Source organism: Cypionkella sinensis (assembly GCF_042646385.1).
Taxonomy (GTDB): Bacteria; Pseudomonadota; Alphaproteobacteria; order Rhodobacterales; family Rhodobacteraceae; genus Cypionkella; species Cypionkella sinensis.
This window is the reverse complement of sequence record NZ_JBHRTO010000001.1, coordinates 2,210,744-2,234,753: the sequence shown is the minus strand read 5'-3', so window position 1 is coordinate 2,234,753 and position 24,010 is coordinate 2,210,744. Positions and strand designations below refer to the sequence as shown.

The window sequence follows — 24,010 nt, the reverse complement described above, 5'->3', positions numbered from 1 at the left end:
GATGGCTCTGCTTTATGTCCGCAAAGACATGGTTGCCCCGCAAGCCCCGCCCGCCTCGCAAAGCGGCGCAATCCGCTGGGTGCGCGACAATCTGTTCAAAGGCCCGTTCAACACCATCCTGACGCTGCTAGCCGCTTGGGTGCTGTTCGAGCTGGTCAGCCTCTCCTGGCCGTGGCTCGCCAATGGCGTCTGGAGCGGCGCAAATTCGATGGCCGATTGCCGCGCCGCCGTCGCCGCCAAAGCTGGCCCCGATGCCTCGGGCGCCTGTTGGGCGATGATCCGCGAGCGTTGGCCGCAGTTCATCTTCGGCTTCTACCCGCCCGAGTTGTGGTGGCGCCCGATCCTGACCTTCGGCCTGCTGTTCGTGGCCCTCGCGCCGGTGCTTTACGCCGACAACAAATCCGCGATGTCGAAACTCTGCGGCGTGGTCGGCGTGCTGACTGTGATATGTGTAAGCCTTACGGCTGAAGAATTGTTCACCGACCCCGCGATCCTACTTACCAAACCTGCAATCGTGATTACCGATCCCATGGTCGATCACTCAAAACTCGTCATCGCGCTTGTCGCAGCGCTGATGCTCGTTTGCACGGGTATTGCTGCGATCCGCCCACGGCTCCTGCTGGGAATCACCCTTTTCTTCCCCTTCCTCGCGCTGTGGATGATGTGGGGTGGTTCGATCTGGGGTCCGATCACCGCCATGCTCGGCTTTGTCGTCATGGTCGTGGTTTACGGCTTTGTCGCCCCCAAACTCGGCCCGGTCATGGGCGCAAGCCTTGGCTTTCTGTCAGCCTGCTTGTGGTGGCTGTTCCTGCAATCCTACGTCTCGGAATCTTGGCAAGGCCTGCTGCCGTTCGATCTTGTCTACGTCCCCTCCGACAAATTCGGCGGCTTCCTGTTGGCCTTCGTGATCGGCGTCTCGTCGATCTCAATCTCGCTGCCCCTCGGCATCCTGCTCGCCCTCGGTCGTCGCTCGGACATGTTCCTCGTCAAAACCCTCTCGGTCGGCTTCATCGAATTTGTCCGCGGCGTGCCCTTGATTACCATGCTGTTCACCGCCAGCCTGCTGCTGCAATACTTCCTGCCGCCGCAGACCAAATTCGACCTGATCCTGCGCGTCGTCATCCTCGTCACCATCTTCTCGGCCGCCTATAACGCCGAAGTGGTGCGCGGTGGCCTCGCCGCCCTGCCACGCGGCCAATATGAAGCCGCCGACGCTTTGGGTCTGGATTACTGGCAGGCGCAACGGCTGATCATCATGCCGCAAGCGCTGAAAATCTCGATCCCCGGCATCGTGTCGACCTTCATCGGCCTGTTCAAAGACACAACGCTGGTGTCCTTCGTCGGCCTCGCCGACCCGCTCAGGGGCATCACCACAATCGTGCGCGCCGACATCGCGTGGAAAGGCATCTACTGGGAGCCTTACATTTTCGTCGGCGCCATCTTCTTCCTCGTCTGCTTCGGCATGTCCCGATACTCGATGTATCTGGAGAACAAGCTGAAGACTGATCATCGCTAAATCAAGGACTTACATCATGGCAGACCCCGCAATCGACCGCAGCAAGATGAAAGTCTCGGATGAGATCGCCATCCAGATCGCCAATATGAACAAGTGGTATGGCACCTTCCACGTCTTGCGCGACATCAACATGACCGTGAATAAGGGCGAACGCATCGTCATCTGCGGCCCCTCTGGTTCCGGCAAATCCACCCTGATCCGCTGCATCAACCGGCTGGAAGAACACCAGCAAGGCCAGATCGTCGTTGACGGCACCGAACTGACCTCAGACCTTAAGAACATCGACAAGGTGCGCTCGGAAGTCGGCATGGTGTTCCAACACTTCAACCTGTTCCCGCATCTGACGATCCTCGAGAACCTGACGCTGGCCCCGATCTGGGTCCGCAAGGTGCCGAAGAAAGAGGCCGAGGAAACCGCGATGTATTTCCTCAGCAAGGTGAAAATCCCCGAGCAGGCGCATAAATACCCCGGCCAGCTTTCCGGCGGGCAACAGCAGCGCGTCGCCATCGCACGCTCGCTCTGCATGAAGCCACGCATCATGCTGTTTGACGAGCCGACCTCGGCCCTCGACCCCGAGATGATCAAAGAGGTGCTCGACACCATGATCTCCCTCGCCGAAGAAGGCATGACCATGCTCTGCGTCACCCACGAAATGGGCTTCGCGCAGGCGGTGGCAAACCGGGTGATCTTCATGGACCAAGGCCAGATCGTCGAGCAGAACGAACCGCGTGAGTTTTTCAATAACCCGCAATCGGATCGCACCAAGCTGTTCCTCAGCCAGATTCTCGGCCATTGATGTAGCGTGCGTGCTCGCACGCACCAGGACATGCAAAAAAAAGAAAGGCGCCCCTGCCATGGGCGCCTTTTTTCTGTCCGGGTGGCGAAAGTGTTAAAACTTCCTTAAATCGGCCACCCTAAGTACTTGATCTAAAATGATATAAAAAGGTCCCGAGTTGGGACCACTCTAAACCACCATCTCCCGCGGGATCACGAAATCCACCGTCACGCCCTGCCCAAAGCCCACCTGATCCCACGAATCCACGGCAAAATCCGCGACCAGTGTCGCCCCCGTCGGATACCGCGAAAACTCCGGGTTCAGCGGGGCCTGCGCCACCAGTTTATCGGCAAATTCGGCAATCCCCGGATTGTGCCCGATCATCATCACCACATCCGCCTGCGCGTGCCGCAGCACCGCCAGCATCACATCCACCCCGGCATGATACAGCGCCGGTTTCAGCTCCATCAGCGGCGTCGCAGGCAGGGCAGGGGCGATCCCCGACCAGGTCTGCCGCGTCCTGACCGCGTCCGAACACAGCACCTTGCCCGGCACATACCCGCGAGAGGCCAGCCACTGCCCCAGATCCGCCGCCGCCGCCTTCCCCCGCTCATTCAAGGGCCGGTCATGGTCCGGCGTCAGCGGGTCGTCCCAGGCAGATTTGGCGTGGCGGGTCAGGATGAGGCGTTTCATGTGTGGAATGTTCCCATGTGATAGGCCGAATGTTCCGCCAGTCTTGCATAGCCTTGCGACACCGGGCAAGCCCGTCGCACCGCACAGCCGAAATTCATGCAATCCCCGCCACTTGCGCCGCTCAAATACGCGTGACAGGCTGGCACATCATAACCCGCCGCACCCAACGCCCCCGCCGGGCAAGCATCCAGACAAGGCCGCGCGCAGCCCTCGCAAGGCGACACCGCGCGCGCCACCTCAACCCGTTCCTTCAACGCCAGCGCGCCGCGAAACGACACCAGCAATCCCTGCTCGGCCTGCACCAGCAACCGCACCGGGCTATCCCACACCCGCCCCGTCCGCAGCGCCCATTGATAAAACGGATGATAGGGCGCGCCACCAAACGGAAACAGCGCCTTCGCCGCCAGATCGCAGGCCATGCTTCCAATCACCCGCCGCGACCAGCGATCAATCGGATCGGATTTCGCATCCAGCCACTCAGGCTCCGCCTTGATATGCGGCCAATACCCCGGCTCCAAAGGCCCCAACAACAGAACCGAGCGCGTCCCGGCTGGCAACCCCGCCTCATCGTCGCAAGTGAATCCACCCAGCACCGCCAGAAAGTGCCGCGCCGCCATCGCCTCGATCTCAGCCAGCATTTTGTCCTCTTCAGCTTGGTCCCAATACTCCCGCCGGAGGCATCCGACGCAAGCCTAAGAGCCTCCGGCGGGAGTATTTGGGCCAAGATGAAGCCTTAGCGCTTCACCCGCGGCGTCACGCGCGGCACGGTCGAGCGGATTTGCGACCCCGCGCCGTGATCGGTGAACAACTCAAGCAGGCAGGCATTCGGAATCCGCCCATCAAGGATCGTCACCGCCCGCGTGCCCGCCTCAATCGCCATCAGCGCGGTTTCGGTTTTCGGGATCATCCCGCCCGAGATCACCCCATCCGCCGTCATCTGCCGGATTTCATCCGGGGTGATCTGCGTCATCACCTCGCCAGCCGCGTTCTTCACCCCCGGCACGTCGGTCAAAAGCAGCAGGCGATCCGCCTGCAACGCGCCCGCAATCGCCCCGGCAGCGGTGTCGCCGTTGACGTTGAAGGTCTCATTATCCGCCATGCCGGTGGCCACCGGGGCCACCACCGGGATGATGCCGGCGTTATAAAGATCGCGCAAAACCTGCACATTCATCTCCACCGGGCGGCCGACAAAGCCGAGTTCCGGGTCATCGGCGACGCAGACCATCAGATCGTCGTCCTTGCCGGAAATCCCCACCGCGCGCCCGCCCGCATCCATGATCGCCTGCACGATGCGCTTGTTGACCAGACCCGACAGGATCATCTCGACAACCTCGACCGTCGCCTTGTCCGTCACCCGTTTGCCGCGCACGAATTCCGATTTGATGCCCAGTTTGTTCAGCATCTCGTTGATCATCGGCCCGCCGCCATGCACGACCACCGGGTTCACCCCGACCTGCCGCATCAGCACCACGTCGCGAGCAAATTCCGCCATCGCAGCATCGTCGCCCATCGCATTGCCGCCAAATTTCACCACCACCACTGCGCCTTCAAAGCGTTGTAGATAGGGCAGGGCCTCGGACAGCATTTTGGCGGTGGTCTTGGCATCGGTCATGGTCAGGGTCTGCTTTTGCATAGGGAAGACTCCGGTGATTTTGCGCGTGATAGCCCCTTTGCGCCCCCCTGCCAAGCAAAGCTTTTGTGTCTGAGCAAAGGTTAAATAGTGGTAAATGACCCTGTGTTAAGTAATTGAAATCACTAATGCGCCGAGATGGTCCACGCGTGGACACCCTTGCATTCGCCCGTCAATGCCCTAGCTTGACCGCAAAGCAGGAGACCCGCATGACCGAGCAAAAAACCCTCGTCCTGACAGGCGCAAGCCGCGGAATCGGCCATGCGACCGTCAAACGCTTTGGTGGTGAAGGCTGGCGGGTGCTGACCTGTTCGCGGCAACCTTTCGATCCCCGCTGCCCCTGGCCGGGGGGCGAGGAAAACCATATCCAGATCGACCTCGCCGACCCCAATAAAACCATCGCCGCGATCGAGACGATCAAGGCGAAACTTAACGGCAAGCTGCACGCCTTGGTCAACAATGCCGGGATTTCCCCGAAAGGCACGGGAGGCGCGCGGCTGAACACGCTGGAGACCGACCTGCGCACTTGGGGGCAGGTGTTTCACGTCAACTTCTTCGCCAGCGTCATCCTCGCCCGTGGCCTGCAAGCCGAACTGGTCGCGGCCCAGGGCTCGGTGGTAAACGTGACCTCCATCGCGGGCAGCCGGGTGCATCCGTTTGCGGGGGCGGCCTATTCCACGTCAAAGGCGGCGCTTGCCGCCCTGACCCGCGAAATGGCGCATGATTTTGGCCCGCTGGGAGTGCGGGTGAACGCCATCGCGCCCGGCGAGGTTGAAACGGCCATCCTCTCGCCCGGCACTGACAAGATTGTCGAGCAACTGCCGATGCGCCGCTTGGGTCAGACCAAAGAGGTGGCCGACGCGATCTGGTTCCTGTGTTCGGATCAGTCGAGCTATATCTCGGGCACCGAAATTCAGATCAACGGCGGCCAGCACGTCTGAAAGCGCAGGCTTTCAGACCAGAGTCGCGATGATCGCCCGCAGGGTTTCGATCCCATCGCCCTTTTCAGAACTGGTCACGACAATCTCGGGGTAGGCGGCGGGATGTTTGGCGATGGCCCCCTTGACCTGCTCGATGGACGCGTCACGGTCTGCCGTAGAAACCTTGTCGGCCTTGGTCATCACCACCTGAAACGTCACCGCAGATTTGTCGAGCAGGGTCAGGATTTCTTCATCCACCGCCTTCACGCCATGCCGTGTATCAATCAGCACAAACGCCCGCCGCAGGGTCTGCCGCCCCGCCAGATAGGATTTCAGCAGCGCCTGCCATTTCGCCACAACCGGCTTCGGGGCTTCGGCATAGCCATAACCCGGCAAATCGACGAGGAAACGGTTCATCTCGCCCAAGGCGAAATAGTTGATTTCCTGCGTCCGCCCCGGCGTATTCGAGGCGCGGGCAAGGTTTTTCCGCCCGGTCAGCGCATTGATCAGGCTGGATTTGCCGACGTTCGAGCGGCCTGCAAAGCAAACCTCCAGCCGATCCGGTTCGGGCAGGCCCGACATCGCGACGACGCCTTTGACGAAATCGACCGGGCCAGCGAACAGCAGACGGCCGGTTTCGCGGGCAAAGGGTTCCGGCTCGGGTGCCAAGGTGAATTGCAGGCTTGTCATGCCAATCTCCATTCATCGCCGACCGCAACCGGCCCGCTTTCCACGACCACGCCGTAAACCCCGAAATCCTGATGGCCGAAATGTGTGTTCAAGGCGGTCAGGGTCGGGGCATTGACCTTGCCGGTTTCGGGATCAACCGTGGTGGCGCTGCACCGCTCGATGCGTTCCTCGATTCGGAATACGGTGTGCCCGATCACCAGATGTTTGCCGACCCAACCGAGTTCGGCCCAAGGCTCCACACCATCCAGCCACAGATTGCCACGCCAGCGATCCTGCGACAGCGATATACCCATCTTTGCCGAAAGATCGGCCAGTGAGGCCGTGGACAGTATGGAAAGCGCGGGCAAGTCGGTGTCGGTCATGCCGCGCCCCGCGCAGACAATCGACACCGGCTGCGCGCGATCCGGTGGGTTGAGGGGCGTCACCCATTCCAAAAAGCGGGGCAGGTCGGCCGTATTATCTGGGCGAAACCGGATCTCACCACGCTCCGGGTGGTGCAGGGTGACGGTCGCCGTCGCCTCATCCAGCGTCGAGGTGATCGCCATCAGGGCCGGAGCCTTGGCCCCCCGCGCAAAATTCACGCAGCGGTTCCAGCCCGGCACCAACTTGGCCGCCTCATGTGCGACGGCCCAATGGCGATCCCACGGCATACACGCGCCCGCCAAAAGACGAACGGACGCGAGGGCTTCGCGTCCGTGTCCTTTGATAGGGTGGCGATAAATCTGCGCCAGTCGCCCTGTCATTTCTTGGCAACCTCAACCGGCTTCTTCTTGGCAAAACCAGATTTGATGTTGCCGAAGATATCCGGTTTGTGGCCGTGGCTGCGCATGATCAGATACTGCTGCGCAAAGGTGATGGTATTGTTTGTGATCCAATACACCACCAAGCCGCTGGCAAAACCGCCCAGCATAAACATGAACACGAACGGCATCCAAGCGAACAATTGCTGCTGCACCGGATCAGCGGGGGCCGGGTTCAGTTTCTGCTGCAGCCACATCGTGATGCCCAGCAGGATAGGCAGCACGCCGATGAAGATCGTGGCCAGCAGGGTGTGCGGCGCGGGGGCCGCCCAAGGCAAAGCCCCGAACAGGTTGAAAAGTGACGACGAATCCGGGGCAGACAGGTCTTTGATCCATCCAAAGAACGGCGCTTGGCGCAATTCGATGGTGACGAAAATCACTTTATACAGTGAGAAGAAGATCGGGATCTGGATCAGGATCGGCAGACAGCCCGCCGCCGGATTGACCTTGCGCTCTTTATACAGCGCCATCATGTCCTTTTGCAGCTTTTGCTTGTCGTCGCCGGCGCGCTCTTTCAGCACCTCCAACTCGGGCTGCAATTCTTTCATCCGCGCCATCGAGACGTAGGATTTATACGCCAGCGGCAGCACCAGAAGTTTCAGGATGAACGTCAGCCCGATGATCGCGAGGCCCATGTTGCCGATCAGCCCGTGCAGCCAATGCAGCACGACGAAGATCGGTTTGGTCAGGAAGAAGAACCAGCCCCAATCGATCGAGTCGATAAAGCCTGCGATGCCGTCCTTGTCCTGATAGGCGCGGATGGTTTCCCATTCTTTCGCGCCTGCGAACATCCGGGTGGTGGTTTGCATCGTCGCACCGGGGGCCACCGTCATCAGCGGCTGGCGCACCTCGGCCTGATAGATATCCGATCCGGGCAGATATTTTGCCACTGCGGTGTAGGGTTTGCCCTGTTCGGGGACGAGGGTTGTCATCCAGTAGTGGTCGGTAAAGCCGATCCAGCCATCGGTGGCCGCTTCGGTGACTTCGGCAGGAAAGCCTTCGCGCTCATTCGGGGTCATCGAGGCGAATTTGGAATATTTCAGCTCTTCCAAGCTGCCGTCGGTGCGCCGCACCAGACCTTCATGCACCACATAGATGTTTTGCAGTTGCGGCAGGCCTTGGCGAATGATCTGGCCATAGGAATACAGATTGGCAGCAGCAGTTCCGGTGTTTTGTACAGAATCCGTGACGGTGAACATGTAGTCTTCATCCACTGCGATGGTGCGCAGGAATTTCAGTCCCTTGGTGTTTTCCCATTGCAGAGTCACCGGCTGACCGGCGGACAAGGTGCCGCCAGACGCAATCTTCCATTCAGTTTTCGCTCCGGGCACGTCTTCCGCCAACAGGCCGGTTCCCGGAGCCCAGCCGAAGACCGCATAATAAGGCGTCGTCTGTCCCACGGGTGACAGCAGTTTGACGGTGGGCGAGTTTGCCTCGATAGTCTCATGATACGTTTTCAGCGACAGGTCATCAAACCGCCCGCCGAGCATCGAGATTGAGCCGGACAGTTTCGGCGTATCAATGGTCAGACGCGGCGCATCCGGCAAAGGCTCGGTCGAGGCGACGGTGCCGGCAGGCGCGGTGGTTGTCGGGGCGTCGGGCACAGCGGCCAAAGGCTCGGTCGCTTGGGTCTCGGCTGGGAACCATTGCGGGAAAAGCATCGGGCCTGCGACGAACCAACCAAGGATCACCAGAAAGCTGAGTACGGTTGCGAGGATGAGATTCTTGTTTTGATCGTCCATCGGGACAAGCACCATTCCTGTTCAGGGTCAGGCGTGGTTCAACGATAGGGGGGCGCAAAGGTCAAGCGGTTTTCCCCTTTTAGCAGGGCTTGGGCTTGGGTTTGCCGCGCAATTCCCGGGGCTCGCGGCGATTTGTCGTCACCGCGCACGCGACCCGATGCGTGGAATGGCCCCGACCTTGGCGCGATGGCGGGCGATCCATTCCAGCGTTTCATCGACCGGCATGGGGCGCGCGATGCCAAATCCTTGCACATCCCCGCAACCCAATTGTGACAACATCGCATGTTCGCCGGGGGTCTCGACACCTTCGGCCAAGGTTTCCAGCCCCAGACGTTCGGCCATCGATAATATGGCGGCCACCATCTTTTGCTGTTCGCGATCTTCGTCGAGTTTGGCCACAAAGCTGCGGTCAATCTTGATGCGGCGCACTGCAAAGCGGCGGATTGAGGTGATCGAGGCATGCCCCGTGCCAAAATCGTCCAGATCGATACCGCAGCCCAAGGCAGCCAGTGCCGCGATGTTGGCGACGATGATGTCATTGTCGGTTTGGGCGACGACGTTTTCCAACACTTCAACTGAAAGCCGTTTCGGCGCTAGATCGAAACGGTCCAGTTCCCATTTCAGCTTTTCAGCCAGCCGGGGATTGCGCAACTCTTGCGCCGAGAAATTCACGGCAACCGTTGGCACATTTAGCCCGGCGCGATCCCAGCGGGCGAGGGCAGAAAGGGCGTGATATAGGATGACTTCGCCGAGGCGTTCGCTTAAACCAGCATCCTCGATCATCGGCAGAAATTCTGCGGGCGGAATCAGCCCCTTATCGGGGTGATACCATCGCGCGAGCGCCTCAAACCCCGAGATTGCGCCGGTGTGGGTGGAAATCTGCGGTTGAAAATGCGGCCGGATCTGCCCTTCGTCCAGCGCGTGTTCCAGTTCATCCCGCAGCGCGTCACGGTCGGCGCGGGTTGCGGCCATATCCTCGGAAAAGCTGCGAATGGCACCTGGGCCGTGGCGCAGGGCGTCGTCAGCGGCGATTTGGGCCGCGTTCAGCAGACTTGCGCCGTTTGGTTCTGGCGCACGGTTGCCCATGCAAAATCCGATGGAACAAGTGACGTAGAGCCGTGTGGCATTGAGGCTGATTGGCGCAGAGAGTGCCGATTGCAACCGGGCAGCCACCTGCACCACCGTTTCGATATCCAGTCGCCGGACGGGGGCCAGCGCCACGGCAAATCCGCCGCCTTCCAGCCGCGCCACCACATCGCCTGCGCGCAACGAAGCGCAGATACGTTCTGCCGAGCGCGCCAGCACTTCGGTTTGAGCGGCGCGGCCGTGCAGTTCGACGATACGCTCTGCCATATCGAATTGAAGCACCAAACATGTTGTCGTGCGCCCGCTTAGATGTGATTCGCGCAATGTTGCGTCCAACGTGCCAACGATTTGCGCCCGTAGCGACAGGCCGTCCAACACCTGCAACTGATCTGGTTGGGCGTCGGTTGGCCGTACCGCGCCAGAGATGGCGAACAAAAGGGGCGCGCCCAAGGCGATCAGGATAAGATCACGCTCCCCCCCCAGCCAGAACGCGGCCAGAGTTATCGCGGGCAGGAAAACGAACGCTTCTGGTCTGCGCAACAGTGCCCCGACGCGGATAAATCCTGCACAGATTGCGGCGAAAACGCGTGAAACCATCGGACCAGCCCTGTTTTCAATCAGAGGCAATAGCACCTCGACTTCTTCCAGATTAGCCAAACAGCCTATTCGGAAAGTTAATTCTCACCCCAAAGTTGCAGACGATTTTCACTAAATGTTCTACTATCTGTTAACGATGTGCCCATCAAATCTGCCGTCGATATGCCTTATCCCTTGGCATCAAAGTCGGGGTCTGCGCCGGGGACGGGATCGTAGCCGTGCCCACCCCATGGGTGGCAGCGGCAGATGCGGTTCACCATCAGATAGCCGCCCTTTGCGGCGCCATGACGCTCCAGCGCTTCCATGGCATAGGCCGAGCAAGTGGGTTGAAAGCGGCAGCCGTGGCCGACCCATGGGCTCAGCAGCAGGCGGTAGGCGCGCACGGGCAGGGCCACGATGTGCGCCAGCGGTGTCATGTCCGCGTCCGGTGCACCGAGGCCAGTGCAGAGGCCAGGTCTGATAACATGTCTTTGTAATCGCGCGCTATTGTTGCATCGGGCTTGGCTACCAACACGTAATCCCAGCCGGGGCGCGCAAGGGATGGCAGGACTTGTCGCGCCAAAGCGCGCATCCGGCGCTTGGCACGGTTGCGCGCCACGGCGTTGCCGATTTTCTTCGAAGCGGTGAAGCCGATGCGCACCAGCGGTTGATCATCGCCGCGTGCCCGGCCCTGCAACAGAAAGCTGCCCGTGCCCTGCCTGCGACCCTGGGCGGTGCGCAGGTAGTCCGGGCGGTTTTTCATGGTTTCAACACAAACGGAAACCGCCGGAGGCGCTTCGGACGCTTCGGCGGTGGTGCCAATGTCCGATACCTTCGGCGGTGTCATGGTTTACTCCTGCATCCGGCCCCGCAGGGCCAGTCAGAGATAACGCCTGTCAGAGATTAAGCCGACAGCTTCTTGCGGCCCTTGGCGCGGCGCGCTGCCAGCACAAGACGGCCACCTTTGGTTGCCATACGGGCGCGGAAGCCGTGACGGCGGGTGCGAACCAGGTTCGACGGTTGAAAAGTGCGCTTCATCGCGGTCTCCATCAGACAGGCACGGCGAACCACAAGATTCGACGGCGTAAACTTGAAGCCCGGTCTTTAGGGGGGGATAAGCAGTAAGTCAACGCGCGTCCTGCGAGAATTCTGCAACATTTGCCGATCATGGCTGATCACACCGGCTAAATTGTTACAAATCCGCAGCTTTACATTGCTGATTTGCCGAACCTGATCAACCCGACGTGAGGCGACTGGCGCGGAAAGGGCAATCCGACCAAGTTGAGCTAAAGGATGACCATGACCCGAAGCACCCGCCTGATCCCGATTGCTCTGATTCTCTGTGCCGCTGTTGTCGGCGCAGTGTTTCTGCGCGAACGGTTGTCGTTTGAAGCTTTGGCTGAGAACCGCGAGGCATTGCTGGCCTACCGTGACGCGCATTTCTTGTCGGCAAGCCTTTTGTTTGTCGGCGTATATGTGGTCATCGTTGGACTCAGCCTGCCGGGGGCGACGATTGCCACCCTGACTGGCGGTTTTCTGTTCGGGCTGTTCCCCGGCACGCTTTACAATGTGATTGCAGCCAGCGTCGGGGCGATTGGCATCTTTTTAGCGGCGCGGGCTGGTTTTGGCGCGACCTTGGCGGAACGGCTGCAGGGGGGATCAGCCTCGCGCGTGCAGACGGCGCTGCGTGAGAATCAATGGTCGGCGCTTTTCATCATGCGGCTGGTGCCTGCGCTGCCCTTCGTTCTGGCCAATCTGCTGCCTGCCATCGTCGGCGTGCGCTTGCTGCCGTTTGCGGTGACGACATTCTTTGGCATCATTCCGGGGACATTTGTGTTCACATCGGTTGGCGCAGGTCTGGGCGAGGTGTTTGCGCGCGGTGAGCGGCCTGATTTGGGGGTGATTTTTTCTGCACCCATACTGTTGCCGCTGTTGGCGTTGGCGGCGTTGTCGGCATTGCCGATTTGGTTGAAGAAACGCAAGGAAAGGCGCTGAATGGAGCGGATTTCGACGGATATCTGCATCATTGGGGCGGGTTCGGGCGGGTTGTCGGTGGCCGCTGGGGCATCCCAGATGGGGGCAAAAGTGGTGCTGATTGAAGGCGCTGCGATGGGTGGCGATTGTCTGAATTTCGGCTGTGTGCCATCCAAAGCGCTGCTGGCGGCGGGGCGGGTAGCGCAGTCGAACCGTACGGGGACGCCCGGCGTGGCGGGGGCTGAGCCGCAGATCGACTTTGCCGCTGTCAAAGCTCAGATTGCAGCCGTGATCGGGCAGATCGCGCCGGTGGATAGTCAGGAACGCTTTGAAGGCTTTGGCGTTCAGGTGATCCGGGCCTACGCACGCTTTGTGAACCCGCGCGAAGTCGAGGCGGGCGGCAAGATCATCCGCGCGCGGCGGTTTGTGATCGCCACCGGGTCGCATCCGATGATTCCTCAGGTTCCGGGGCTGGAGACCATCCCCTATCTGACCAATGAGACTATTTTCGCTCAGCTAGAGCGGCCCGCGCATCTGCTGATTCTGGGGGGCGGCCCGATTGCGATGGAAATGGCGCAGGCGCATCGGCGCTTGGGCTGTGCTGTGACGGTCATCGCGCGCAGCAAGGTTCTGGGCCGCGACGACCCGGAAGCCGCAGCGCTGGTGCTGTCCACGCTGCGCGATGAAGGGGTTTCGGTGCTGGAAGGCCGCAACATCGCCCGCTTGCGCCCGCTTCCGGATGGGCTGGAGGCTGTGCTGGACGATGGCACCACGCTGGCCGGATCCCATCTGCTGATCGCGACGGGGCGCACGCCTGCGATCAAGGCGCTGGATTTGCCCGCTGCCGGAGTTGCTTTCACCGAGCGCGGCGTGACCGTTGGACCAAATCTGCGCAGCAGCAACCGCCGGATTTATGCGGTGGGCGATGTCTCGGGTGGATTGCAGTTCACCCATGTTGCGGGGGCACATGCGGGTGTGGTGATCCGGCAGATGCTGTTCGGTCTGCCCGCGAAGCAGGCGGTCATTGTGCCCACCGTCACCTATACTGACCCTGAACTTGCGCAGGTTGGGCTGACCGAGGCCGATGCGCGCAAGCACCATCCTAACTTGCAAGTGCTGCGGCAAGAGTTTCTGCACAACGACCGCGCAGTGACAGATGGCAAGACCGCGGGCTTTCTGAAACTGATGTTGGTCAAGGGTCGCCCGGTGGGTGTGACTATTGTCGGTGCCGGAGCAGGCGAGTTGGTTGGGCTATGGGCGCTGGCAATGAGCGCGGGTCTGAAGGTTGGTGCACTGGCATCGATCATCGCGCCCTACCCGACGCGCGGAGAGATTTCCAAGCGTGCAGCAGGGGCCTATTTCTCGCCGAAACTCTTTGATAACATAGCCGTGAAGCGCGTGGTGCGGCTGGTTCAACGGTTTTTGCCATAAGCTGCGTTTGGATAGGCTGGGGCAGCGATGCCCTGATCTTTCCAGAGTGTTTATAGGCAGAGGATGACCGGAAGCGTGGCAGCGGGACGGGGCGGATTCTTGAACACCCTGTCAGGCCGCTTTCTGGCCTTGACGGTAGCTTTTGTCATGCTGGCCGAAGTGTTGATCTTCGTGCCCTCCATCGCCCGCTTTCGCGCCGATTTTCTGACACTCCGGTTGGAAAAGGCGCAGATCGCGTCCTTGGCGCAGCTTGCGGCCGAAGACATGGTGACGCCAGCGTTGGAGAAAGAACTGCTGGCCAATGCCGAGGTTTACAACGTCGTACTGCGCCGCGATGAAGTGCGGCAACTGGTGCTGTCCTCGCCGATTCCCAAGCCGATTGCCGATACGTTCGATCTGCGCGAGGCGGGACCTTGGACGCTGATCCGCGATGCTTTTGCCTGCCTGCTGGACCCTGAGGACCAGATTATCCGCGTGATCGGCTATCCGGTGCAGTCGGCGGGGCTTTTGATTGAAATCACGATGGATTCCGCGCCGATGCGGCGCGCGATGCTGGATTATGGCGGGCGGATACTGGTGTTGTCGGCACTGATCTCGGGTGTCACTGCGCTGTTTCTGTTTCTGGCGGTGCAGCGGCTGATCGTGTTGCCGATTCGCCGGGTGGTCAATCACATGACCGCTTATGCCGAGGCCCCAGAAGATGCGCGCCGGGTCATTGCCCCCAATGCCTCGGTGGTCGAGTTGCGCGACGCCGAGGAAGCCATGCATGCGATGCAGACCCAGTTGACAGGTTCGCTGCGGCAAAAGGAGCGGTTGGCGCAGTTGGGCGGCGCTGTGGCCAAGATCAGCCATGATCTGCGCAACATCCTGACCACGGCGCAGCTTTTCGCCGACAGGATAGAGGGCAGCACCGATCCAATGGTCGTGCGTGCCGCGCCCAAGCTGGTCGGCTCCATCGCGCGGGCGGTGGCGCTGTGCGAATCAACCTTGGCTTTTGGCAAGGCAGAAGAATCGCCGCCACAACTGCGCGAAGTGGCCTTGGCCCCGCTGGCGGAGGATGTTGCCGAAGCCGAGGGGCTTGCGGATGAAGGCTCTGTCACCTGCCTGATCGAAGTGCCCGAGGCTTTGGTGATCCATGCCGATTACGATCAGTTGTTCCGAGTGCTGTCCAACCTGGTGCGCAACGCGCGTCAGGCCATTGAAGCCACTGGGGCCGAGGGCAGCATCGAAATCTCGGCTGGCGAAACCGCTGCGGAATGGTGGATCAGGGTGGGTGACACTGGCCCCGGCCTGCCGGAAAAGGCCCGCGAGCATTTGTTTGAGGCATTTCAGGGCGGTGCGCGCAAAGGTGGCACGGGTTTGGGCCTTGCGATTGCCGCCGAACTGATCCGCGGCCATGGCGGCCGTCTGGAACTTGCCCGCACGGATCGCGATGGCACCGAATTTCTGATCCACCTGCCCAAGGCCATCGGTTCTGCAGCCTGATTACGCAGGGAGTTCAGGGCTTGCCGTGAACTTTGCGCAGCAAGTTGCATTTCGCAGCGTATTCGCCCTTGCAATGCCCGGCAGGGGCAGCTAAATGCAGCCGCAAGAGTGGATCCATAGCTCAGCTGGATAGAGCATCAGACTACGAATCTGAGGGTCGGGCGTTCGAATCGCTCTGGGTCCACCACTTTTCCTAATAAAAACAATGGGTTAGCGGCGCGCGATGAGCGTCTGCATTGTGGTTTTTATTTCATGCTAGCGCTATGCTAGCCTCGCCCACCCCCATCCGAATCCCGATCAAGCAAACACCCCCTGCCTTGTGGCAGAGGGTGCTACAGCGTCAGATCGGCAAAGAGTAGCCAACCCCGCTGCTGGGTCCGATGTTTGTCACGAAGGCTCGGTTTCCTATCTCCGCCGGGCGCTGAAGGCACTAGCCCGGACCCTCGGTGCGTGCATGGGACACTCGCGAGGGGTTTCGTTATTCGATCCGCATCTTGCAGCGATCACAGATTCGCAACCGCACAACCCCGCCCGCGCCAACCGCTCATTCGTCTTGCCACGTGTTTCTTGGAGCCAATTCCAAAAGATGCCAATGTGCTCCAGCTCCACACGCCGATCTTTCGGTTCCCCTGCATGTCGCTTCATGTCTGCTTTTAGATTGGCGACGGGATTCACCGCAATGATAGGTGAGCTGTCTTGCTTCCGATACTCATTGCCTGCCCAGTTGCAAAGAGTGCGGAGTGTGGTGAACGCGATGGTAGCTTGCACGGGTGCTGGTCCCTTGCCGCGAAGCCCCTTAGTCGCCATTTCTTGGAACCGTTTACGGCATTCCTTCTCCGTGAGTGATGCGATTGGGCGGTCCTTCCACTTCTCGAAAACCTGTTCGATATGGCGATCCATTTCCCGACGCGTGCTTTCCTTCAACATGCCGGGGCGGGCGAAATAAGCGTTCGCCACCTGCCGCAGCGTTACGGACATAGCTTCGTCTTCCCGCTTCACGTTGCGAGGGTCGATGCCCTCAAACATCTGCTGAAGAATTGACCGGGCTCTCCTTCGCGCTTCGTCTTCTGTGTATGTGGGAAGCCGTCAGTCAGGTTGCGCCCTAGTAATCAACCGGCCAGTCGTGCAGCGCTTGTGACAGGCGGTCCAGCCCGTCTTGCAGCCGCACTGCGGCACCACCGCCAACCCCCAGCCGGATGTGCTGTGGCAGGTCATAGGCACTGCCCGGCAACAGGAATGTTCGATAGGGAGCGGCCAGCAGAAACCGTGCGAAAGCGTCGCTGTCAACGCCATCGGGCAGGCGCGCGAGCCCGATCAGGCCGGCTTTGGGCTCCACCCACGACAGATTTGGCTCGGCCGTGACCCAGGCGGTCATCTGCGCCAGATTGGCGGCTCCTTCCGTCCGCGCACGCTGAAGCGCAGCTTGGTAGCGCGCGGGCCGCATGGCGATCTCGGCAATCACCTCGCCCATGATGTTCATGATTTCGCTGGAGTTTTCGCGTAGGACAAGTGCGTCACGCATGAGAGTGGCATCGCGGCAGATCAGCCAACCGGTGCGCAAACCTTGCAAGCCCAGCGCCTTGCTGACTGATCCTGTTGTGATGCCGCGCGCATACAGCCCTGCGACCGACGGCGCACGAGGGCCGCGCCATTCCAGCCCGGCGTAAACCTCATCCACCAGCAACCATGCCCCGACTCGATCAGCGATGGCGACAACCTCGGCAAGATCGGCGGCGCTCATTAGATCGCCGGTCGGGTTGTTCGGGTTGGTCAGAAAGATCATCCGGGTGCCGGGTGTGACCGCTGCCGCTAGCTGATCCAGCGGCAAGCGCCAGCCTTCGGCTTCGGATCGCGCCACTTTGACGATCTCGGCGCCTTTGGCTTTCGCCAAAACTTCGGCCTGCGGCCAGCCGGGGGTTTCGATCACGATCCGCTCGCCGGGTTGCAGAAGCTGTATGATCGCAAGATAGTTCGCTTCGGCGGCACCGGCGGTGATCAGCACATCGGCGGGCGTGCAGATGTCGGTCAGCCGAGCCTGAGCCAGAACGTGTTCCCGCAGGTCCGGCAAACCGCGAAAATCGCGGCCGTTCCAGTCAAGCGACTGGTTTGGGTCAAGATCATCCAGATAATCGCCCAACTTTGGCGAACCCGACAGCGAAAAGCCGACGATGGCCTCGGGTGCGGCTTCGGTGGTTTCCAGCAAGTATTGGAACAGGGTGTGTATCTTGACTTTCAAGCAGGCTCTCCGCTTCATCTGCCGGGGGGTATCCTATGATGGAACAGATAAGGCTAAAGGGGAAACCCATTCGGCTGGCAGTCTTGGATTACGGGCTGTTCGAGGTGCATTCCGGCCCGCGCACGATCGGCATTTGCGGCTTTGCAGTGCAGACCGATGCGGGCGAAGTGGTGCTGATCGACACGGGATTTCCGGTAAAATACACTGTGGATGCCGAAGCTGCGACCGCGGAAGATGCCTTAGGCAGCTTTGGTCGGGTGCTTCAGATCACGCCAGAAAACACCCCCGAGGCGCAGCTTGCCGAACTGGGCCTACGCAAGGCGGATGTAACGCTGATGATCCAAAGCCACACCCATATTGATCATGTCGGCCATATGGACGGCTTCCCCGGTGTACCGATCTTGATCGCCAAGGCCGAGCGCGATTTGCCGCGCCCGATGTATTGGTCAGGTAAACAGGCGATGGAGTGGCCGGACCGCGACTATCATCTGGTGACACAGGATTTCAGCTTGGGCGAGGGGTTTGACGTGTTGCTCTGCCCCGGCCACGCGCCGGGCCAACTCGCGTTCATGATTGCCTTGCCGCAGACCGGTTGGATGCTGCTGACCTCGGATGCGATCAGCCGCGCCAGTGAGATCGACGAGGGGTTCGCGGGGTCGTGGGATGTGCCTCTGGCGATCCACCACGGTGCGCGGCTGATGGAACTTGCCCGCGCCAAGGGGGCCGAAGTGATATTTGGCCACAGCCCGCAGCAATGGCCGGTGCTGCGCAAGGCTCCCGAATGGTTTACCTGACCCCGATCATCTTACATCGCGCCCTTGATTGAGGATGATCACATTGCCGCTGCAAATATCCCCAGCGGCCGAAATCAGGAAGCCGACCCAAGCGGCCACCTCGCTGGGCTGCATCGCATGGCCATGCGGCATGGCGGCGATGGCGCGGGCGAGGACATCATCGGTCAACACCTTGAACAGCGGCGTTTCAGTCATCGCTGGGGCAAGGGAGTTGACGGCAATCTTGTCGCGCGCGTAGCGGCGTGCCAAATCCTTGGTCAGCGTGTCAAGCGCGGCCTTTGACGCGCGGTAATGCGGCGGATCGAACACATCGAAGTTGTAAGCGCCATTCGACGATATATTGACGATCTTTCGCACGCCCGCACGGCCTGACATCAGCTTGATTGCGGCTTGGCTGCAATGAAACGCGCCCGAGAAGTTGATTGCCATTTGCCGATCCAGCTCTTGTGCCGGGATGTCAGGAAAGTCTGACATAAAGCATGTGCCGGCGTTGTTCACCAAAGCATCAATGCCGCCGCGATCACGCGCGATTACAGTGAATATGTCAGTGATTGCCGAGGCATCGCTGAGGTCCGTCACATGCCCAGTAAAACCGGCCTGCGCCATGCTGGCCAGGCCCGCCTCATCAATATCCAGCCCGATCACATGCAGCCCATCTGCCAACAGCTTGGCGCTGATAGCGCGGCCCAGTCCTCCCGCAGCACCGGTCACGACGGCTATTCTTGTCATGGATCATCCTATCCGAAAATTGCTACCTGTCGCAGCATGCCAGAGATCACCACAGATATGGCAAACCGTGCAAGATCAAGTCGTGCGCGCGAAGTTAGCACCGTGGCAAAATCGTGCTGCGTGTGGCTGCACCCCGTCGGGTGTTCAAGCCCTGCGAGCCGCTGCGAAGTTCACGGCGCGAAACTGCAATGGTGGCAGCATCTGTTGGATAGCCATTGAGCGCTATCGCGCCGTCCGTTGTTCATGCTTCCCATCGCCTGCTCCGCAAGCTTTCTCTGATCCGCGGTGCGCCAAAATCAAGAAAGGCGCGCAACTTCAAGGGTAAAGCGCCTTGCGCGTCATAGACCATGCTGACGGGGATGGCGGGCGGAGCGTGCGTGTCCAAGACGGTATGCAACTGCCCTGCATTGCGTGGAGCGGCGATCTGATAGGAGAGCACTTGCGTCAGCCCCAGACCTGCAACAGCGGCATCAATGGCTGCCTCGGCTGTGTTGACCGACAAGCGCGATTGGACCTGCACAGATTTTTCAATGCCATGGATTTGAAACGCCCATCGGTCGGGCTGGCCCAGCCCGCTAAAGCTGATACAGCGGTGCTGTGACAGATCGTCGGGGGCGACAAGCGCGGCATTTGTGGCCAGATAGGCCGGGCTGGCGCAAACCAAGCGCTGCACCTCGCCCAGCCGGATGGCACGCAAACGGCTGTCTGGCAATGTCCCGATCCGGATGGCAACATCAACGTGATCATCCTGTAGATGCAGCAATCGGTCTGCCAGCGTCAGCTTGATGTCGATCTCTGGGTAGGTTTGCAGAAATGCTGTCACAACGGGCAGCACGTGCAATCGGCCAAATACCACAGGGGCAGTCAGCGTCAGCTCGCCGCGCGCTGATGTGAACTGGCCAGCGGCAGCAAGCTCGGCCTCGGCCACATCGCGCAGGATACGTTGGCAGGCAACAACATAGGATTGCCCGGCTTCGGTCAGCGTCACGCTACGGTTCGAGCGTTGCAGGAGCCGCGCACCAAGATGGTTTTCCAGGTCGGATATCTTGCGGCTTATCGTGGTCAGCGGCACGCCCAATTTGCGCCCCGCCGCCGAAAGATTGCCCAGCTAGACCACCTGCGTCAGCACCTGCATCGCGTCCAGCCGATCCACGGCACATCCTTCCGATAAATGGAAATATATTCGCCGAATATGCCGAATATTCCCCGATATTGAAAGGGCGTAGTTCCCTTGCAGCGGGCCATATCGGCTCGATCAACCGAGGAGACCATAATGACCCGTATCGCCACCCCCGCCACCATCACCGACGCCCCGCTGGCCGCGCAGCCTTTGCTGGACGCCGTGAAAAAGCAGCTTGGCGTTGTGCCAAACCTGTTCCGCACCGTTGCCAACAGTCCGGCTGCGCTTGAAGGCTACCTTGGCCTGTCGGGCGCTTTGGGCAAGGGCAGTCTGCCCGCCGCCACCCGCGAACGCATCGCCCTTGCCGTGGCCGAGATCAACGGATGCAATTACTGCCTGTCGGCGCACAGCTATCTTGGCAAGAACCTTGCCAAGCTGGACGAAGCCGAAATCCTTGCCAACCGGAGAGGCCATTCCAACGATCCCAAGGCCGATGCTGCCGTGCGGTTTGCAGCCCTTGTGACCAAGGCGCGCGGCCATGTCAGCGACGAGGACCTGCGCGCGGTGAAGATGGCGGGCTATGATGACGGCCAAGTGGTTGAGATAGTGCTGCATATCGCGCTGAACACCTGGACGAACTATATCAACGAGGTCGCGCAGACCGTGATTGATTTGTGCGACCTTAACTGCGGGAGAGAACGCCACGTCGCTGGAGCAAATCATCTGCTATCCCTTCATAGTCCAAGGTCACTAAGGCCGGGGTGATCGTCGGGCCTGCGCCCCAACGGCCAATGAAATTTTCTCTCAGTTTCGGCGATTGCCAGATCATTGATGCTGGCGTGACGCTGTTGCATCAGCCCGTCGGCGTCGAACTGCCAGTTTTCGTTTCCGTAGCCGCGAAACCACGCGCCCGTCATGTCGCGCCATTCATAGGCGAACCGCACCGCAACCCGGTTGCCCAAGGTGCCCCAGACCTCTTTGATCAGGCGGTAGTCTAACTCGCGTTCCCACTTGCGGGTAAGGAATGCCACGATCTCGCTGCGCCCTGTGAGGAATTGAGCGCGATTGCGCCAGCGGCTGTCCTCGGTATAGGCCAAAGCGACGCGGGCCGGGTCGCGCGAGTTCCATGCATCTTCGGCCATGCGGGCCTTTTGCGCGGCGGTTTCCAAGGTAAACGGTGGCAGGGGTGGGCGTGACATCGGCATTCTCCGGGTGTGTGCGCCGCTCGGAATTGGGCGGCGCAGAAGAGTGGATCAGGCAACAAGTGCCTTGGCGACAGGGAAACCCGCAAAGGCTCGCGCAGGGCTTATGCGCAGCAGGAAGATGCAGGTGCGTGGGAGCATGAAATCACGGAAGCGCTGCTCGATTTTATCTCAGCACAGACAAGCTTGTTTCTGGCCACTGCCAGTGCCGACGGTCAGCCCTACATCCAGCACCGCGGTGGCCCGGCTGGATTTCTGCGGGTGCTTGACGCTCAGACGTTGGCCTTTGTGGATTTCACCGGCAATCGGCAATACATCACAATGGGCAATTTGTCCGAAAATCCCAAAGCGCAATTGTTTCTGATCGACTATGCGCAGCGCCGCCGCATCAAGATCTGGGGAACCGCACAAGTGGTAGAGGGCGACGCCGATTTGGTCGCCGCCTTGATGCCTGAAGGCTACAAAGCGCGCCCAGAACAGGTGATCTTGTTCAAGGTCGCGGCATGGGATGTGAATTGCCCTCAACACATTCCGCAGCGTTTCGAAGCATCTGATGTCGCAGAAGTTCTTGCCGCCCGAGACGCAAAAATTCTGGCGCTGGAAGCCGAGCTTGCGACCCTTCGTGCGCAGCAAGAGCCACCTACCAATGTAGCAGACGACGTCCCACCAGCGCGCTAACTGCAGTGACAATCACAATCGCAACGCCATACCAGGTTACGAAGAACAGCGGGTTGTCGCGGGTGCAGAACAGAGAATACCCGGTGGTCACACCAGTCGCCGCGGTCAGCCCGATCAGTGCAGCGGTTAACGCGGGCGAGGTGGTCGCCCCGCGCCGCGCCATGCGCAGCATCGCGGCCACCGGAACAATAGCCAAAACCAGGATAGAGCCCAGACACTCGGCCAGCGAAAACACCCCAACTTCGGCAAAGCGGGCAGGGGGCGGGCGCATGGCAAAAGCCCCGCCCCACAGGACAACTGCCGAAACCAAGGGCAGGGCGTAGGCCCAAACAACAACCCCCGCCCGAGCTTCCGGCCTAGTCAGCCGCAACACAAGCGTCATCGACAAGGCGCAAGTGATCAATGGCAGTAGCGTCTTGAATGGCACAACCGGATTCGACCAGGCTTGCAGCAATCCGGGCCGCGTGCCTAGTACCGACAAGAACGCAGCAATGGGCACAATGATCGACACAGCCATCATCGCGCCAAGCAGCCCACGGCTAAAGGGCTGGGATGCAGCTTCACCCGCCAAACGGGCGATCAAATCGTCGGTGCGCATCATGATTGGTCCTTGCGGCCAAGTGCAGCCATCCGCTTCATCGCGCGGTGCAAAGTAACGCGCAGATTGGCAGCGCTTATCTGCAATCGAGCGCTAACTTCAGCCTGTGGTTCTTCCCGCAGCACGACGGCTCGCACCACTTCTGCGGCGCGCGGCTCTAACTGGCCCAACAGACGATCAACCTCTGCCCGGTCATCGCGCGCGCCCAGCGCATCGGTCTGCATCTCTGCGGGCACGACGTCGCTATAATCTTCAATGGGCAGATGCATCGCTACGCCGCGTTTGCGGTATGCGTCGATGATCTTGTAGCGGGTGATCGCATAAAGCCATGGCCGCAGGGGGTGTGCTTCGTCCCATGTGTGCCGCTTCAGATGGATGCCAAGCAAAACGTCCTGCACAATATCCTCGTGTTGATCGGGGGGAAGATTGCGGCCGCGTGCGCGCACAATTCCCCGGACAATCGGTGTAACGGCGTGCAGAAACCGGGCGTAGGCCTGCTTGTCGTCAGCATTTGCCGCCTTCAGCAACGTGGCCAAAGGATCTTCGGTCAGCTGCATTCCTTCAGTCCTTTCGGGCGGCGCAGGCGGATTGTTACAAGCGATAGGCGATTATTCTGCATTACGCCATCGCCGCGAAATCTTTGAACACCAAAGCGTGAGCCGCGTAACAGCGCCAGATTTTCGGCGAATGGACCATCCGAAAGCAACTGACTGATCCCGCAATCGGCAGGCGCGGAAATAGAACCCGCGCCTCTCCATGCGGAACCATACCCCGGCACGCGCACCCTGTGGTGCATCGGCCTGACATTCGAGGAGACTGACCATGCAACCATCGCGTCGTTCCGTTCTGACGAGCCTTGTTTTGGGCACTGCTGCATTTGGAGTGGGGCTCAGCCGCAGTTTCGCCTTGGCGGGCGAAAGCTTGGCCGTCAGCCACACCGATGCCGAATGGCGGGCAATGCTGACGCCTGCGCAGTATCAGGTGCTGCGCCAGCAGGGCACCGAACGCGCCTTCAGCAGCCCTTTGTTGAACGAGCACCGCAAAGGCATTTTTGCCTGCGCAGGCTGCGATCTGCCGCTGTATTCGTCTGAGACGAAATTCGACAGCGGCACCGGCTGGCCAAGCTTCTGGCAGCCGCTGAAGGGCGCAGTCGGCACCACAACCGACACCACCCTGTCCGAGGTTCGCACTGCCGTGCATTGCAGCCGCTGTGGCGGCCATCTGGGCCATGTCTTTAACGACGGCCCGCAACCGACCGGCCTACGCTATTGCATGGACGGTGTCGCGATGACCTTCCACGCCGCCTGACTTATCCCCCATTCAGCGAAGGATCAA

27 protein-coding genes and 1 tRNA gene are annotated in these 24,010 nt (G+C 60.4%); 11 read left to right on the top strand and 17 right to left on the bottom strand.

Annotation, left to right across the window (positions count from 1 at the left end; genetic code table 11):
- Window position 1: 1 nt before the first annotated feature.
- Window positions 2-1,516: an amino acid ABC transporter permease gene (locus tag ACFOGH_RS11170; RefSeq protein ID WP_380073148.1), complete on the top strand. Its 1,515-nt coding sequence runs from the start codon at window positions 2-4 to the stop codon at window positions 1,514-1,516.
- A gap of 16 nt (window positions 1,517-1,532) precedes the next feature.
- Window positions 1,533-2,312 (top strand): amino acid ABC transporter ATP-binding protein, encoded by a 780-nt coding sequence (locus ACFOGH_RS11165; RefSeq protein ID WP_380073147.1) that lies wholly within the window; start codon window positions 1,533-1,535, stop codon window positions 2,310-2,312.
- A gap of 168 nt (window positions 2,313-2,480) precedes the next feature.
- Here the strand turns inward: ACFOGH_RS11165 and ACFOGH_RS11160 are convergent, their stop codons facing one another.
- The 3 genes from ACFOGH_RS11160 to argB all read right to left on the bottom strand — a co-directional run bounded on the left by ACFOGH_RS11160 (window position 2,481) and on the right by argB (window position 4,596).
- Window positions 2,481-2,984, bottom strand: coding sequence for a SixA phosphatase family protein (locus tag ACFOGH_RS11160; protein WP_380073146.1), 504 nt, complete (start codon window positions 2,982-2,984; stop codon window positions 2,481-2,483).
- Window positions 2,981-3,622, bottom strand: a complete 642-nt coding sequence (locus tag ACFOGH_RS11155) for a ferredoxin (protein ID WP_380073145.1) — start codon at window positions 3,620-3,622, stop codon at window positions 2,981-2,983. Before ACFOGH_RS11155 ends, ACFOGH_RS11160 begins: the two co-directional genes overlap by 4 nt.
- A 95-nt stretch (window positions 3,623-3,717) precedes the next feature.
- On the bottom strand, window positions 3,718-4,596 hold the full coding sequence (gene argB / locus ACFOGH_RS11150) for an acetylglutamate kinase (RefSeq protein ID WP_380073997.1): 879 nt from the start codon (window positions 4,594-4,596) through the stop codon (window positions 3,718-3,720).
- A 227-nt stretch (window positions 4,597-4,823) separates the two neighbouring features.
- Here argB and ACFOGH_RS11145 point away from each other — a divergent pair, with 227 nt between their 5' ends.
- On the top strand, window positions 4,824-5,555 hold the full coding sequence (locus tag ACFOGH_RS11145) for an SDR family NAD(P)-dependent oxidoreductase (RefSeq protein WP_380073144.1): 732 nt from the start codon (window positions 4,824-4,826) through the stop codon (window positions 5,553-5,555).
- A 12-nt stretch (window positions 5,556-5,567) separates the two neighbouring features.
- Here the strand turns inward: ACFOGH_RS11145 and yihA are convergent, their stop codons facing one another.
- From yihA to rpmH, 7 genes are all read right to left on the bottom strand, one after another.
- Window positions 5,568-6,224, bottom strand: a complete 657-nt coding sequence (yihA, locus tag ACFOGH_RS11140) for a ribosome biogenesis GTP-binding protein YihA/YsxC (protein ID WP_380073143.1) — start codon at window positions 6,222-6,224, stop codon at window positions 5,568-5,570.
- The gene (locus tag ACFOGH_RS11135; RefSeq protein WP_380073142.1) at window positions 6,221-6,967 is read right to left on the bottom strand and encodes an MOSC domain-containing protein; all 747 of its coding nucleotides are present in this window, start codon (window positions 6,965-6,967) and stop codon (window positions 6,221-6,223) included. Before ACFOGH_RS11135 ends, yihA begins: the two co-directional genes overlap by 4 nt.
- Entirely contained in the window at window positions 6,964-8,766 is a 1,803-nt protein-coding gene (gene yidC / locus ACFOGH_RS11130) for a membrane protein insertase YidC (protein ID WP_380073141.1), read from the bottom strand. The genes ACFOGH_RS11135 and yidC overlap by 4 nt, the downstream gene beginning before the upstream one ends.
- A 138-nt stretch (window positions 8,767-8,904) precedes the next feature.
- On the bottom strand, window positions 8,905-10,449 hold the full coding sequence (locus tag ACFOGH_RS11125) for a putative bifunctional diguanylate cyclase/phosphodiesterase (RefSeq protein ID WP_380073140.1): 1,545 nt from the start codon (window positions 10,447-10,449) through the stop codon (window positions 8,905-8,907).
- A 167-nt stretch (window positions 10,450-10,616) separates the two neighbouring features.
- Window positions 10,617-10,865: a membrane protein insertion efficiency factor YidD gene (yidD, locus tag ACFOGH_RS11120; protein ID WP_380073139.1), complete on the bottom strand. Its 249-nt coding sequence runs from the start codon at window positions 10,863-10,865 to the stop codon at window positions 10,617-10,619.
- Window positions 10,862-11,275, bottom strand: coding sequence for a ribonuclease P protein component (gene rnpA / locus ACFOGH_RS11115; RefSeq protein ID WP_380073138.1), 414 nt, complete (start codon window positions 11,273-11,275; stop codon window positions 10,862-10,864). The genes yidD and rnpA overlap by 4 nt, the downstream gene beginning before the upstream one ends.
- Window positions 11,276-11,331: 56 nt before the next feature.
- Complete coding sequence (rpmH, locus tag ACFOGH_RS11110; protein ID WP_380073137.1) at window positions 11,332-11,466, bottom strand: 50S ribosomal protein L34; 135 nt, start codon at window positions 11,464-11,466, stop codon at window positions 11,332-11,334.
- 261 nt (window positions 11,467-11,727) lie between these two features.
- Between rpmH and ACFOGH_RS11105 the strand changes: the two genes are divergently transcribed.
- The 4 genes from ACFOGH_RS11105 (at window position 11,728) to ACFOGH_RS11090 (ending at window position 15,505) form a co-directional block, all read left to right on the top strand.
- Window positions 11,728-12,423 (top strand): TVP38/TMEM64 family protein, encoded by a 696-nt coding sequence (locus tag ACFOGH_RS11105; RefSeq protein WP_380073136.1) that lies wholly within the window; start codon window positions 11,728-11,730, stop codon window positions 12,421-12,423.
- Window positions 12,424-13,833: a dihydrolipoyl dehydrogenase family protein gene (locus ACFOGH_RS11100; protein ID WP_380073135.1), complete on the top strand. Its 1,410-nt coding sequence runs from the start codon at window positions 12,424-12,426 to the stop codon at window positions 13,831-13,833.
- A gap of 63 nt (window positions 13,834-13,896) precedes the next feature.
- Entirely contained in the window at window positions 13,897-15,318 is a 1,422-nt protein-coding gene (locus ACFOGH_RS11095) for a sensor histidine kinase (protein WP_380073134.1), read from the top strand.
- 110 nt (window positions 15,319-15,428) lie between these two features.
- Window positions 15,429-15,505 (top strand) — tRNA-Arg (locus ACFOGH_RS11090).
- A gap of 218 nt (window positions 15,506-15,723) precedes the next feature.
- Here ACFOGH_RS11090 and ACFOGH_RS11085 read toward each other — a convergent pair.
- Window positions 15,724-16,344 carry a hypothetical protein gene (locus ACFOGH_RS11085; protein WP_380073133.1) on the bottom strand — a complete coding sequence of 207 codons (621 nt, stop codon included), beginning with the start codon at window positions 16,342-16,344 and terminating at the stop codon, window positions 15,724-15,726.
- A gap of 76 nt (window positions 16,345-16,420) precedes the next feature.
- On the bottom strand, window positions 16,421-17,554 hold the full coding sequence (locus tag ACFOGH_RS11080; protein WP_380073132.1) for an aminotransferase class I/II-fold pyridoxal phosphate-dependent enzyme: 1,134 nt from the start codon (window positions 17,552-17,554) through the stop codon (window positions 16,421-16,423).
- 35 nt (window positions 17,555-17,589) lie between these two features.
- Between ACFOGH_RS11080 and ACFOGH_RS11075 the strand changes: the two genes are divergently transcribed.
- Window positions 17,590-18,348 (top strand): MBL fold metallo-hydrolase, encoded by a 759-nt coding sequence (locus ACFOGH_RS11075; protein WP_380073131.1) that lies wholly within the window; start codon window positions 17,590-17,592, stop codon window positions 18,346-18,348.
- A 6-nt stretch (window positions 18,349-18,354) separates the two neighbouring features.
- Here the strand turns inward: ACFOGH_RS11075 and ACFOGH_RS11070 are convergent, their stop codons facing one another.
- Window positions 18,355-19,077 carry an SDR family NAD(P)-dependent oxidoreductase gene (locus tag ACFOGH_RS11070; protein WP_380073130.1) on the bottom strand — a complete coding sequence of 241 codons (723 nt, stop codon included), beginning with the start codon at window positions 19,075-19,077 and terminating at the stop codon, window positions 18,355-18,357.
- Window positions 19,078-19,318: 241 nt separating this feature from the next.
- On the bottom strand, window positions 19,319-20,185 hold the full coding sequence (locus tag ACFOGH_RS11065) for a LysR substrate-binding domain-containing protein (RefSeq protein ID WP_380073996.1): 867 nt from the start codon (window positions 20,183-20,185) through the stop codon (window positions 19,319-19,321).
- Between the two features lie 165 nt (window positions 20,186-20,350).
- Here ACFOGH_RS11065 and ACFOGH_RS11060 point away from each other — a divergent pair, with 165 nt between their 5' ends.
- A complete protein-coding gene (locus ACFOGH_RS11060; RefSeq protein ID WP_380073129.1) occupies window positions 20,351-20,962 on the top strand; it encodes a carboxymuconolactone decarboxylase family protein in 612 nt (203 codons plus the stop codon).
- Here the strand turns inward: ACFOGH_RS11060 and ACFOGH_RS11055 are convergent.
- Window positions 20,932-21,396 (bottom strand): nuclear transport factor 2 family protein, encoded by a 465-nt coding sequence (locus ACFOGH_RS11055; RefSeq protein ID WP_380073128.1) that lies wholly within the window; start codon window positions 21,394-21,396, stop codon window positions 20,932-20,934. The two genes, ACFOGH_RS11060 and ACFOGH_RS11055, sit on opposite strands and share 31 nt — an antisense overlap.
- 15 nt (window positions 21,397-21,411) lie before the next feature.
- Between ACFOGH_RS11055 and ACFOGH_RS11050 the strand changes: the two genes are divergently transcribed.
- The gene (locus tag ACFOGH_RS11050) at window positions 21,412-22,077 is read left to right on the top strand and encodes a pyridoxamine 5'-phosphate oxidase family protein (protein WP_380073127.1); all 666 of its coding nucleotides are present in this window, start codon (window positions 21,412-21,414) and stop codon (window positions 22,075-22,077) included.
- Here the strand turns inward: ACFOGH_RS11050 and ACFOGH_RS11045 are convergent.
- Together ACFOGH_RS11045 and ACFOGH_RS11040 are read right to left on the bottom strand one after the other, a co-directional pair.
- Entirely contained in the window at window positions 22,040-22,678 is a 639-nt protein-coding gene (locus tag ACFOGH_RS11045) for an NrsF family protein (RefSeq protein ID WP_380073126.1), read from the bottom strand. The two genes, ACFOGH_RS11050 and ACFOGH_RS11045, sit on opposite strands and share 38 nt — an antisense overlap.
- Window positions 22,675-23,232 carry a sigma-70 family RNA polymerase sigma factor gene (locus ACFOGH_RS11040; protein ID WP_380073125.1) on the bottom strand — a complete coding sequence of 186 codons (558 nt, stop codon included), beginning with the start codon at window positions 23,230-23,232 and terminating at the stop codon, window positions 22,675-22,677. Before ACFOGH_RS11040 ends, ACFOGH_RS11045 begins: the two co-directional genes overlap by 4 nt.
- A 265-nt stretch (window positions 23,233-23,497) precedes the next feature.
- On the opposite strand from ACFOGH_RS11040, the gene msrB reads away from it, so the two are divergent.
- A complete protein-coding gene (gene msrB, locus ACFOGH_RS11035; protein ID WP_380073124.1) occupies window positions 23,498-23,983 on the top strand; it encodes a peptide-methionine (R)-S-oxide reductase MsrB in 486 nt (161 codons plus the stop codon).
- Window positions 23,984-24,010: the final 27 nt, after the last annotated feature.